14 protein-coding genes are annotated in these 12,410 nt (G+C 33.3%); 9 read left to right on the plus strand and 5 right to left on the minus strand.

The features are described 5' to 3' along the window. Positions 1-22: 22 nt before the first annotated feature. From JI750_RS11435 to JI750_RS11445, 3 genes are all read left to right on the plus strand, one after another. Positions 23-1,117 carry a DNA topoisomerase IB gene (locus JI750_RS11435; protein ID WP_202001667.1) on the plus strand — a complete coding sequence of 365 codons (1,095 nt, stop codon included), beginning with the start codon at positions 23-25 and terminating at the stop codon, positions 1,115-1,117. Positions 1,118-1,194: 77 nt separating this feature from the next. Then, complete coding sequence (locus JI750_RS11440) at positions 1,195-1,359, plus strand: DUF1328 domain-containing protein (RefSeq protein WP_008463190.1); 165 nt, start codon at positions 1,195-1,197, stop codon at positions 1,357-1,359. 88 nt (positions 1,360-1,447) lie between these two features. After that, positions 1,448-2,095 (plus strand): DUF5661 family protein, encoded by a 648-nt coding sequence (locus JI750_RS11445; protein WP_202001669.1) that lies wholly within the window; start codon positions 1,448-1,450, stop codon positions 2,093-2,095. Between the two features lie 79 nt (positions 2,096-2,174). On the opposite strand, the gene JI750_RS11450 is transcribed toward JI750_RS11445, so the two are convergent. Further along, positions 2,175-2,702 carry a hypothetical protein gene (locus JI750_RS11450; protein ID WP_202001671.1) on the minus strand — a complete coding sequence of 176 codons (528 nt, stop codon included), beginning with the start codon at positions 2,700-2,702 and terminating at the stop codon, positions 2,175-2,177. Positions 2,703-2,887: 185 nt separating this feature from the next. Between JI750_RS11450 and JI750_RS11455 the strand changes: the two genes are divergently transcribed. The 3 genes from JI750_RS11455 (at position 2,888) to JI750_RS11465 (ending at position 4,968) form a co-directional block, all read left to right on the plus strand. Continuing rightward, positions 2,888-3,460, plus strand: coding sequence for a YciE/YciF ferroxidase family protein (locus JI750_RS11455; protein ID WP_202001673.1), 573 nt, complete (start codon positions 2,888-2,890; stop codon positions 3,458-3,460). 66 nt (positions 3,461-3,526) lie between these two features. Next, complete coding sequence (locus JI750_RS11460) at positions 3,527-4,258, plus strand: DNA-formamidopyrimidine glycosylase family protein (protein WP_202001676.1); 732 nt, start codon at positions 3,527-3,529, stop codon at positions 4,256-4,258. Next, complete coding sequence (locus tag JI750_RS11465; RefSeq protein ID WP_202001678.1) at positions 4,255-4,968, plus strand: DUF72 domain-containing protein; 714 nt, start codon at positions 4,255-4,257, stop codon at positions 4,966-4,968. The genes JI750_RS11460 and JI750_RS11465 overlap by 4 nt, the downstream gene beginning before the upstream one ends. Before the next feature lie 115 nt (positions 4,969-5,083). Here JI750_RS11465 and JI750_RS11470 read toward each other — a convergent pair whose 3' ends face one another. Then, the gene (locus JI750_RS11470; RefSeq protein ID WP_202001680.1) at positions 5,084-5,584 is read right to left on the minus strand and encodes a pyridoxamine 5'-phosphate oxidase family protein; all 501 of its coding nucleotides are present in this window, start codon (positions 5,582-5,584) and stop codon (positions 5,084-5,086) included. 236 nt (positions 5,585-5,820) lie between these two features. Here JI750_RS11470 and JI750_RS11475 point away from each other — a divergent pair, with 236 nt between their 5' ends. Further along, positions 5,821-6,252 (plus strand): response regulator, encoded by a 432-nt coding sequence (locus JI750_RS11475; RefSeq protein WP_202001682.1) that lies wholly within the window; start codon positions 5,821-5,823, stop codon positions 6,250-6,252. Here JI750_RS11475 and JI750_RS11480 read toward each other — a convergent pair. Then, positions 6,242-9,067 carry a PAS domain-containing sensor histidine kinase gene (locus JI750_RS11480; RefSeq protein WP_202001684.1) on the minus strand — a complete coding sequence of 942 codons (2,826 nt, stop codon included), beginning with the start codon at positions 9,065-9,067 and terminating at the stop codon, positions 6,242-6,244. The genes JI750_RS11475 and JI750_RS11480 overlap by 11 nt on opposite strands. Before the next feature lie 208 nt (positions 9,068-9,275). On the opposite strand from JI750_RS11480, the gene JI750_RS11485 reads away from it, so the two are divergent. Together JI750_RS11485 and JI750_RS11490 are read left to right on the plus strand one after the other, a co-directional pair. After that, positions 9,276-9,617, plus strand: coding sequence for a hypothetical protein (locus JI750_RS11485; RefSeq protein ID WP_202001686.1), 342 nt, complete (start codon positions 9,276-9,278; stop codon positions 9,615-9,617). Between the two features lie 344 nt (positions 9,618-9,961). Next, on the plus strand, positions 9,962-10,786 hold the full coding sequence (locus JI750_RS11490) for a hypothetical protein (RefSeq protein ID WP_202001689.1): 825 nt from the start codon (positions 9,962-9,964) through the stop codon (positions 10,784-10,786). Between the two features lie 61 nt (positions 10,787-10,847). Here the strand turns inward: JI750_RS11490 and JI750_RS11495 are convergent, their stop codons facing one another. Both JI750_RS11495 and JI750_RS11500 read right to left on the minus strand, forming a co-directional pair. Further along, positions 10,848-11,108 (minus strand): SemiSWEET family sugar transporter, encoded by a 261-nt coding sequence (locus tag JI750_RS11495; RefSeq protein WP_202001691.1) that lies wholly within the window; start codon positions 11,106-11,108, stop codon positions 10,848-10,850. 208 nt (positions 11,109-11,316) lie between these two features. Beyond that, on the minus strand, positions 11,317-12,162 hold the full coding sequence (locus JI750_RS11500) for an SDR family oxidoreductase (RefSeq protein ID WP_202001693.1): 846 nt from the start codon (positions 12,160-12,162) through the stop codon (positions 11,317-11,319). Positions 12,163-12,410 lie beyond the last annotated feature (248 nt).

Below are 12,410 nucleotides of genomic sequence, written 5' to 3' on the forward strand. Positions count from 1 at the left end.
TTGTGATAAAAAAATAAATACCATGAATGCGGCGAGAAAAGAAAATTTAATGAATCAGCTGATTAAAGCGCCACATCTAGTAATTGAAAAACTAGATTTAGAATACATTAATGACAATCAATTGACAATTGTACGCTGCCGCGAAGGAGAAAATTTCGTTTATAAAAAAAACGGAAAAAATGTAAAAAGTAAGCACGAAATTAAACGAATAAATAGTTTAGTTCTTCCGCCTGCATGGGAAAATGTTCGTATCACAGATATTACGAATGGTCATTTACAAGCCGTTGGAACAGATCTTAAAAATAGAAAGCAATATCGTTATCATCCGAGATGGAATTTGATTCGAAACCAAACCAAGTTTTATAAAATTGCTGAATTTGGAATTAAACTTCCAGCAATAAGAAAACAAGTAGATCTTGATTTGGAAAAGAAAGAATGGTCTAAAGAAAAAGTAACTGCTTTGGTCATTCGGTTGATGGAAGAGACTCACATTAGGATTGGAAATGAGAAATATGCAAAGGATAACAAATCGTATGGACTTTCGACTTTAAGAAAACGCCATATCAATATCAATAGAAATTCGCTTCGATTTGAATTTGTTGGCAAAAAAGGAAAGCAGCATACCATTACGACCCGAAATAAGCAATTGGTAAAACTAGTAAGCCGATGCGAAGAAATTCCAGGATACGAAGTTTTTAAATATTACGATAAAAATGGCGAAAGAAAAGTTTTAGATAGCCATGCCGTAAACGAATATCTGCACAATATTTCAGGCGAATATTTTAGTGCAAAAGATTTCAGAACTTGGGCGGCGTCGATTATTTTCTTTGAAAGTTTAATGGAAATGGGAGTTACTTCAGACGAGAAAGAGATCAAGCAGAATATGATCACAGCTTTTGATTTAACAGCAGAAGCACTTGGAAACACGAGAAAAGTCTGTAAAGATTATTACGTTCATCCTCTTCTTATTTCGACTTACGAAGATGGTTCCATTCAGAAATATTTCGATTTGGCTCAAAAAAGTCGAAGCACTAGAAAATATTTTACAAAATCAGAAATAGCATTTTCCGAATTGATTCAGAATTATGAAATCAATTTAGAAACGCCTTGTTCATAAAAGAGTTACTGCATCTCTCCAAAAGCTTAAAAAATTGAAATACAAACAGAATCATTATTAACTAAAAAACTATTATTATGTTACGTTGGACAGTCACTTTTATTATTCTAGCCATAGTGGCGGGAATATTTGGTTTCGGTGGAATTGCCGCTGGAGCTGCTAGTATAGCTAAAATTTTATTCTTTATATTTTTAGTTCTTTTCGTTATTTCTTTAATAAGCGGAAGATCAACAAGAGTATAAAAGAAGTATCAGTAAATACAAACAAATCAAAACGGCACATCTCATTTAGAAGATGTGTCGTTTGTGGTTTCATTAAAAAAAGCAAGTCATGGGAACAAAAAGCGGTGCTTATCAGGATGTTTATATTAAAAGAGAAGATGAAATGGTAAGCCTTAAAAATGATGTGACAGATTTTTGTAAAAAGTATATAAAACCTGTTCATCCTAAAGATTGGGATTGGTCGATACGTGATTTTGAAAATCCTAAAAACGACCCAACAGCTGCAGAAGCAAGGGCTATTGCAAATGTAGTTTTTAAAGATTTAAATGATAAAAAACACACTGATGTTGATCTTTCTACAATGAATAATGTTCATGCAATAAAAGCTTATCTGGATCCGAAAAGTAAACATGAAGCTTTTAATATGGAAGAATTCGCTTTTGCATTAAAAGTAGAGTTGGAACACGGTCGTATAAAAGAAGTAAATGTGACCAACAACCATCCGTTTTTGACCGCTATGATTGCGCTTGCTCACATGACAGAAAGTTTGACTTATTATAAAAGGCTAAAAGTAATGGAAGCAGAAGGTGAGATTTATGAAATTATCAGAAAAATAGAATCATCGCCAGTCGGTAAAGAAAAATGGTATAAAGAATTGGGCAAAGCCGAACAAGAACTTAACGAAGCCAGAGCAGGATTGGCCGAGCGTTTAGCACGAATGGACGATATTCCAGTATTGAAAATTATTGGAGATTAAGTAGTTAAATTTTTAAACTCAAAAAAACCGTCCCGTTATTTAACGGGACGGTTTTTTATTTGTTACTGATAAGAAAATATTAGAATTTGCGAGGATCATTTTCTGGATATTCTTCGTCATCGTTATCCTCTTGAACATCGTCTTCGATATAATCATTCTCGTTGTCATCAATATCTTCTTCAATGAAATCATCATCATCATCGTCGTACTCGTCTTCATCTTCATCGTCAATATCTTCTAAAACGTCTTCAGTTTCATTGAAATCAAATTCATCTTCTTTTAAGTCTGACGGATTGTCGAATTCGTCATTTTCATCTTCCAATTCAACTTCATAAATATCATCGTTGTCATCTTCGAGGTCTCTGTCATTATGAAAATCGTCGTTTAAATCGTCCAAATCATCATCATTAACAAAATCTTCCTGATCTGGATTTGGCCTGTTTGGATTGTAGCCGTTTCTTACCGTATAACCTCGCTCTGCAATTTCACGATTATCGTTGTCGGGTTTTTTCACGTCATCGTTAAGATCTTCTGCCAGATTTCGGTCGTTTGAGAAATGATTTTTAAAATCTTTATTCGGACTGTTGTTTTTATCTATAGTATTCATGATAGCTGTTTTTATGATTATATATACAAAGCTAACAGTAAGATGGGTGAATATCTTATAATATTGTTGTGTGTAATTGTATAATTAACAGATGTTTAGAATGGAATTTAATTTTAAAATGATATAACCTCCCTCAAAACGTAGACAGTAATTTTACCATCATATTAATCATAAAAACTATTACCATGAAAACTACAGATAGTAAAAATGCATCTACTGCAAAAGAAACTACACCGAGAGGAGTTACAAAGCCGAAGTCTAACGCTGCTTCAGGATTAACCGAATTATTTGAAGACGGATTAAAAGATATTTATTGGGCAGAAAAAGCGCTAACAAAAGCTTTGCCTGTAATGGTAAAAAATGCTTCTTCTGTTGAATTGAAAGATGCGATTGACAATCATTTAACTGAAACTGAAGAACAAATTGTCCGTTTGGAAGAAGTGTTTAAAATTATTGGCAAAAAAGCAACGGCCAAAAAATGCGATGCCATGGAAGGTTTGATCGAAGAAGCAAAAGGAATGTTAGAAGAAACCGAGTTTGGAGTAGTGCGTGATGCAGGAATTATTGCCGCAAGTCAGAAAATCGAGCATTATGAAATTGCCACATATGGTACTCTAAGACAATTTGCAGAAACTCTTGGTCTGCCAGAAGCTGCAACTTTATTGGAGCAAACACTCGATGAAGAAAAAGGCGCCGACAAAACACTTACAGAAGTCGCTGTAAATGCAGTAAATCTTGAAGCTGCCGAAATTGAATAAAATACTGAGAAAAGAATAAAAGTGCAGTTCGAAAACTGCACTTTTAGTTATTTAAAAATTTAATATATGCCCGAAGGTCCGTCTATAGTAATCTTAAAAGAAGAAGCGCAACAGTTTACTGGACAGAAAATAATTTCTGTATCCGGAAATACGCATATTGATGTTTCTCGTCTAAAGGATAAAACCATTCTTGCTTTTAAAACCTGGGGAAAGCATTTTTTAATCTGTTTTGATTCTTTTGCCGTAAAAATTCACATGCTAATGTTTGGAACTTATCGCGTAAATGAGCGCAAAACAGCTAAACCGAGATTAAGTTTGGTTTTTGAAAACGGAGAACTTAATTTTTATACCTGTTCTGTAAAAATTCTAGAAGGCGATGTCAATTCACATTACGATTGGAGTGTTGATGTTATGAATGATAATTGGAATCCGAAAAAAGCACAACTTAGCATAGAAAAATTGCCTGAGAAAATGATTTGCGATGTGATTCTTGATCAAGATATCTTTTCAGGAGTAGGGAATATTATAAAAAATGAAGTTTTGTACCGATGTTATATTCATCCAGAATCGATCGTGGCTAAAATCCCGCCTCATGTAAAAAGTCAGCTAATTGCCGAATGCTCGATTTACAGCTTCGAATTTTTATATTGGAAAAAGAAGTTTGAACTTAAGCAGCATTGGGAAGCCTACACAAAAAGCGTCTGTTTAAGATGCAATCTTCCATTTCAGAAAAAACAGACTGGAGAAAGAAAACGCAGAAGCTTTTTCTGTACTAACTGCCAACAATTATATATATGAAAAACCAAGTAAACATAGGTTGTTCTAGCTTTTACAACAGTTTTTGGAAGACTATTTTTTATCCTCAAAATCTTCCTTCCAAAAAATGGTTTGATTTTTATTGCCAGCATTTTGATACTTATGAGTTTAATGGCAGTTTTTATAAATTTCCTACCGTTCGTATTTTTCAGAATTGGTACAACAAAACGCCAGAATCTTTTATGTTTTCAGTCAAAGTGCCAAAAGAAATTACTCACATCAAAAAACTGATAGATTGCGAAAGTCTTTTGAATGACTTTTATAACATTTGTAAAGATGGGATGAAGGATAAACTCGGAGCCATTTTATTTCAATTTCCGCCGAGTTATGATTTTAGTAAGGATAAATTAGGAGCCATAATAGGAATTCTAAACTACGATTTTAAAAACGTAGTGGAATTTCGCCATGAAAGCTGGTGGAATGATGAGGTTTGGAAAGTATTTAAAGAAAACAATATTACATTTTGCAGTGTGAGTCATCCAAATTTGCCTCAGACTATTTTCAAAGATTTTCCAATACTTTATATGCGTTTTCATGGAATTCCGAGATTATTTCATTCCAGTTATTCTACAGAAGAGTTAAAACACGTAAATCAGAAGATTCATTCTCAGAAAGGATTTGTCTATTTTAACAATACCGCAAGCGAAGCTGGGATTCTAAATGCGTTGGAGCTGAAAAGAATGGCTATTTAATTTTATTTTTATATCTAATAAAAAATAACCGCAAAGAACAAAAATTTAACGCGAAGCAAGTAAGAAAATCTCTTTGCGAACTTTGCGTAACCTTTGCATCTTTACGGTTAAAAAACTACAATTTTAGACTTCCTTCAATTCCGTCATCCATTGTTTTTCCTGTTATTAGAGCTGCTGTCATCTTAGCGATGGCAACCATTTTTCCGTTTTTGTTGTTCCAATAATAACCATCTTCAGGAACAAATTTAATGACACTTAAATTAGGATCATCTACGCCTCCTGGCATCCAGATTTTTACTGCAGGATCCCATAATTTTTCGATAGTTTCTCGATCGTAGGAAACGCTTGCCGTTCCATGTAAGGTTAAAAATTTATCGTGCGGTTCGGCAAAGAATATTTCAACCATTGGGTTTAATGTGATTTCTGCATTTTGACCGCTGTTTCGATCAGATAAAAACCATAGATTTCCCAAATCATCAATTTTCTGAACAGACATTGGTCGAGATTGTATTCTGTATTCGTTATATGTACAAAACATACATGTTTTAATATGCGCAGCAAGATCTTTTATTTTGTCTACTGCAAATTCATCTGTAAGGTCTTTATGATCGCCCATAACATTATATTTTAAGTTAGATTTTATAATTAATTGCTTGACAAATAATGTTTTACTTTTTATTTGAATAGCTAAAAGTAAAGTTGCCTCTTTTTGTCCTTTTTCAAATTATATAATTAAACTTATAAATTATGAGATTTCAATTTGGTGTATTTTGTAAGGGATTAGTTCAAAATCTGTTTGTTACATAAAATTGCATTATCTTTGAAAGATTATAATTCTAAGCCGAAAGTACAATGAAAGATTTTACTATATTCTATGCCGATGACGACGAAGACGATTTGTGTATTTTTGCTGATGCAGTAGAATCTATACCTCAGAATATTAAACTTCAAACATATTCTGGAGGACAAAATTTCTTAAATGCAATTTTGGACACACCTGCAACACCTTACGTAGTTTTTTTAGATTTAAATATGCCCGGAAAAAATGGATTTGATGTTTTAGAAGAACTGCGAAATTCAGATTATCAAAAAGATATTCCTGTAGTAATTTATTCTACTTCAAGCGAACCAGGAATTATCGAAAAATGCCGTAATCTTGGAGCTAATTGTTTTATTACAAAGCCAGTTTTAATGAATGACATTATAAAATCTATAGAACACGCAATGCAAATTGATTGGAAAAAATTTATTCCAACTCAATCCAATTTTGTGTTTAAATACTGATTTCAGATAAATCGGGAATGTAAATATTAAAAGTAGAACCTTTGCCTTTTTCGCTTGTGACTGTTATAAAACCTTTATGATTTTCAACAATTTTTTTCACAATAGCAAGGCCAATTCCAGTTCCTTTGTATTCGCTTTCAGTATTTAAGCGCTGAAAGACTTCAAAGATTTTTTCTTTATAAATTAATTCAAAACCAATTCCGTTATCCGAAACTTGAAGATGATGGTACATTTTGTCTTTAAATTCAGCATTAGGCAACGTTTTTCCATCAACTTGTGTAACCGAAATTTTTACTATTGGAGCAACGCCAGGCAGAGAAAACTTCAAAGCATTTTCTACTAAATTATGAAGCAACTGTCTAAACTGAAACTGAATGAGAATAGCTTCTCCTAAATCGTGATATTCGACAATGGCATTTTTTTCCTCAATTCGATCCGAAAAATCGCTAATTACTTCTTCTGCAATTTCGTTTATTTTAACGGTTGTAAAAACACGATCGGCAGAATTGGTGCGAGAATATGTCAGTAAATCTTGAATTAGGTTCTGCATTTTTTTTGCCGAAAACTCAATTCTAGCTAAATAAGATTTGGCATTTGCCGAAATATTCTGCTCATCTAAATCGGCTAGTCGGCTGGCAAAAGTTTGGATTTTTCGCAGTGGTTCCTGCAAATCATGACTTGAGATATAAGCAAACGATTGCAATTCTATATTCATGTTAACCAAATCTCTGTTTTTTAGTTCCAGTTGCGTTGTACGTTCAATAATTTGTTCTTCGAGCTTATTGGTAATGTTCTTTTGTTCTTCTATATCGGTGCTCGTTCCAACCCACATTTGGACTTTTCCAAATTCGTCCAATTGCGGAATAGCACGGCTGAGTTGCCATCTGTATTCGCCATCATATCGCTTAAAACGATGCACAAAAAGAAATTCGTGACCAGTTTTGACAGATTCCATCCAAAGTTTTACATTTTCCTCTCGGTCATCTGGATGTACGACCTGAAGCCAGCCATTTTTGTCGATCTCTTCTTTTCTGAATCCAGAATAGGTGTAAAAAGTTTCATTAAAATAATTCAGATTACCCAAAGTGTCACTTGTCCAAATTAGCTGAGGAATAGAGTCGGCAAGGAGCCTGAATTTTTTCTCACTTTTAGACAAAACCTGCTGACTTTCTTTTTCTACAGTAACATCCATAACGGTTCCCACCATTTTTGAAGGCTTATTATTTTCATCAAAAAATATTTTGCCATGCACTTTAATCCAAGATATGGAGTTATCTAGTTTAAAGACACGGGCTTCGTATTTGTAAATACTCGTTTGTAAAGCTTTTTCAAATGCATCTTCAACAATATGTTCATCTTCAGGAAGAATACGGCTTCTAATGTCCTGATGTAGTATTTTTGTATTTTTCTCAAAACCGAAAATGTCTAGGATATTATCACTGTAAATTAATTTTTTGTTTTTTAAATTCAGATCCCACATTGCAATTTCACCAATTTCGGCGGCTTGTCTCGCTCTTTCTTCGGCAGTTTCAATTTTTTTTCGGGCTTTAACTTTAGCAGTTACATCATAAACGGTACACATAATACCAGAGGCTGTTCCATTCTTTTCGTAAAGTGTAGTATATTCATAATCGAGATAGAATTTTTTTAGTTTCCCATCAATATCGACATAAGCAACGGCTTCATTTTCTCTGATTGTTTTTCCATTAATCAAAACTTCAAGCAGCAATTCGGGATATTTTTGGTTTTTCAGCTCAGGGAAAACTTCTAGTAGCGGTATGCCAATACAGTCTTTTTCTTCTTTTTGCCAGATATTATGCATCATGGCTTTATTGGCCATTTCGATAATAAAATCTTTTCCTCTAAATATCGCCATTGCAATAGGAGAGTCCATTACAATTTCTCTAAATGCTTTTTCGCTTTCAGTTAAAAGATGTCTTCCTTTTACTTCTTCAGTTACTTCGTAAGACACAACAGTGACACCTTCAATAACATCATTTTCATCTTTTAACGGATAAAAAACAAGATTGAAATAGCCCAATTCTTCTTTGTTATAGCGATTTAAAGTTACTGGAAGTTCATCGGTAAAATAGGCAATTCCAGTTTCGAAAACATTTTTCAGCAACGGAAAAACTTTTTCTTTTGCCTCTGGAACCGAATCAAAAATGGGTTTATGGAGAATGTCTTTTTCTTCTTTGTCAATAATATGAAGATAAGTAGAATTAACCATCTCAGCGATCAGGTCTGGGCCTTTTAAAAGACAGATTCCCAATGGCAATTGTTTTACTGTATTTCTAAATCGCTTTTCGCTTTCTTCAAGTTTTTTACGAGTCAGTACTTGCTCTGTTGTTTCGTTACAGATAACCAAAACACCATTAGTTTTTCCGTTTTCATCATTTACGGGACTGTAGCTAAATGTCCAGTATACATCTTCCATTTTGCCATTTCTGAAAATCGGCAACAATTGGTCTTCATGCCATGTAGCTTCGCCCTTGTCTAAAACCTGATCAATTAATGGTTTTATAAAATCCCAGATTTCTGGCCAGTAATCAGCGCCTTTTTCACCAAGAATAGAAGGATGTTTTCCATTGTTTCCTAAACTTGGACGATACGCGTCATTGTAAAAACAAATATGATCTTGTCCCCAAAATAAAAACATTGGGAATTTAGAATTTAGAAGAATTCCTAAAGTGGTACGAAGACTTTGAGGCCATGATTCCAAGGGGCCAACTGCTGTTTTACCCCAATTTTTGGCGCGGGTAAGTTCTCCCATTTCTCCTCCGTTTGCTAAAAAGTCATAATTGTTGTTATTCATTAAAATCTTATTTTATCTCTTGATAATGAGCTAATTTTCATTACTATTAAGTTAGTAATTCTTGTTTTGAATTAAGCTTTATTAAAATTAATAAAAAATAAATTTTCTTAGAAATGCGATTTTTGAATGAGGCAAGATTAAAATCGTTAGAGTTAATTTTATCTTTTTTCTATGCGGAAATTTGAATAACAGTTAAAAATAAAAAACAATGAAAAGGGAAGATTCAAAACACGAAACCGACAATATAAAGAGATATCAGGAGGAAGGTTATACGGTAAATTATTTATTCGAAAAAGACCATTTGATAGATTCTGAAAGCAAAGTAGCCTATAAGCCAGAAGATGTTTTCATTGTGGCGCATCATCGTTATGAAGGCATGAGTGATCCCGACGATATGTCCATTTTATATATAATAGAAACTAAAGACGGCGGAAAAGGAACTCATTTGTTAGGATATGGTCCAATGGCAGATTTGGAAGAAGCCGAATTTTTTAAAGATATTCCGAAAGCCAATTATTCTAAAAATGCTGACATAAACGAATTAACATAAAAGAATAAAAATAGATTGGTATTTTTATTTTGCTGATGAGCAGTTGTTTCAAATTTATTTGAGGCAGCTGCTTTTTTTTGTTAGGTGCAAAGGTACAAAGGTGCAAAGCTTTATAATCTTAGTGCTAAACGTTTAGACAAAACAAGCTTCAAAGAAAACCTATGAACCTTTGTTCCTCTAAACCTATGCACCTCAAAATAAAAATTATGAAATATCTCCCCAAAATTGTATAAAGAATTGACTGATAATATGAACGAAATTTGGATTATAGAAATTTAGCAACCAAGGTTAGTTTTTATTCGTAAATAAATTACTGGCCATTTCAATAAACCAAAACCATCATAATGAAAAAACTTTACATAAATACTGGAAGCTTTGATGCTGTTTTTAATAATCTGAAAGAAAGTTTTGGCGGAAACTTAAAAGTGAATGCCAATGAATACAAATTGACAATTAAATCAAAATGGGCAAAAGGGAGTATTTCTGGCGTTCGTTTTGAAAAAGAGATGTCGTACCTAAGTTTTGATTTGACTTTCAATCAAGAGATTAGTTTAAGCATCGAATCTAATCCCTTTTCACCTGTGTTTTTTGCGTATTGCGAGAAAGGAAATGTTTTGCATAGTTTTGGTGCCTATGGTGCAACTAATTGTCTTAAAAAACAACAATCGGGTATTCTGAGCAATTCTTCTGCGATTAATAGTGTATTGTATTTTCAAAGTCATCAGCAGATTCAATTCTCAATAATTGGGATGCCAACAACAATCGAAAATCAAGCAACTGATTTTGTCTCCCAAGTAAAAAAAATATTTACGAGCAATTCTGGAAATTACATTTACATAGGAGATAAAAATCACAAAATCGAAGAGAAATTTCAGGAACTTAAAAAAATTACAAACCAAAGAGCACTTCGTTATGTGTTAATGAAAAGTATTCTTCGTGAAGTTTTAGAACTAGAGATTGCGCAACATAGTTATAATTATTTAACTCCTTTTGTGCCTATTCTAAATTTTGCTCTCAAACAGTTAACTGAAATCAAGAAACTGTCAGATATCGGTTTTGGGCACATTATAGCGCCAGCTCTATATCTTAAAAGAAATTTGCAAGCAAGAACACTAAAGGGAAAATACCATTTAGAATTAGAGCCTTACAACCAAAAATTAGCTAGCTAGTAAGCATACCATATTCTTCATTTTCAAAAAAACAGCTTCGATCGAGCTGTTTTTTTATTGGCTATTCTTTTTCGAAATAAAGAATAAAGTAAACCATTATAAGATTTAAAATCAGAGAAATACTGTTGGTGATAATAATAGGAAGATCATTTTTCAGAATACCATAGACAACCCAAACCGCAATTCCGAAAGTAAGCGTACCAAACATTCTAAGCGAAATCTGCTTCACTTTTTTGGTTTTCCAAACCTTTAGAATTTGTGGAACCGTAGATATGGTCACACATGCTCCCGCAAAAAGTCCTATTGCATCAATAAAATTCATTTTTTTATTTTTTGAGGTTCTGAGTTTCTAAGACGCTATGGTTTTTCTTTTGTATGCATTATAAGTTTCATATATCATTCCGAGGAACGAGGAATCATACTAGAAGCTCGGCAAAGTAAATTCTCCAATCTGTGTTGAATCCCGAGTGAGATTTCTCGTTCCTCGAAATTACTTGAAAAAGAAAAAAACTTAGGATCTTAGAAACTTTTTACCCAACCAATTCTCCACCATTTATATGAATAAACTGCCCGGTAATATAGCTGCTATCTTCTGAAGCAAGAAAAACATAAGCAGGCGCAACTTCAGAAGGTTGACCTGCTCTTTCCATCGGATTATCTTTTCCGAAATCAGATAATTTGTCAAAACTAGCCACGATCAAAGGCGTCCAGATTGGGCCTGGAGCAACGCCATTTACACGTATTTTCTTCTTTGCTAACATGGTAGAAAGAGATCGAGTAAAGCTTACAATTGCACCCTTTGTACTGGCATAATCTGCTAAGTGTTCGCTTCCGCGGAAAGCGGTTACAGAAGTTGTATTGATAATAGTATCGCCTTCTTTTAAGAAAGCAAGTGCAGCTTTAGTAATATAAAAGAAGGGATAAATATTGGTTTCAAAGGTTTTATGAAGCTGAGCAACGGTTATTTTTTCTAACTCGCTTTGCGGAAACTGAGTTGCGGCATTATTTACTATGATATTGAGGCTTTTAAAAGTGGTGTGGCATTTTTTAATGGCACTTTTGCAAAACTTTTCATCTTTAAGATCTCCACTTAACAAAAGGCATTGCTGACCTTCTTTCTCGATCATTGCTTTTGTTTCCTGTGCATCTTTATCTTCTTTTAAATAAACAATAGCAATATTGGCGCCTTCTCGGGCAAAATGTACTGCAACACTTCGGCCGATACCGCTGTCACCACCTGTAATAAAAGCCGTTTTTCCTAATAATTTACCACTTCCAACATAGTTTTCTCGTATAATTTCAGGCTCCGGATTCATCATGTGTTCATTGCCAGGAAGATTTTGTTTTTGTTCGGGAAATGTTTGTTTCTTTTTCATGATTTCTCTCTTTTTAGCTTTTGTATGTTATCTAAATTAACTGATAACTAAAATTTTACTTGTCTTAAAAGAAATTTTGTTTGCCTCAATCAAAGTAAAAAAGACGAATCGTGTATGAAAATACATTCATTTTCTAAAAACTTCAAAAATATAAGAAATTTCTAATAAGCTAGCAATCATACAATAGGTCTTAATTGACAGCAAAAGATGGGAATTTTGTAACTATTTACGGTTTAAATAAAAAAGGT

This window comes from Flavobacterium tagetis (assembly GCF_016735615.1).
GTDB classification, from domain to species: Bacteria; Bacteroidota; Bacteroidia; order Flavobacteriales; family Flavobacteriaceae; genus Flavobacterium; species Flavobacterium tagetis.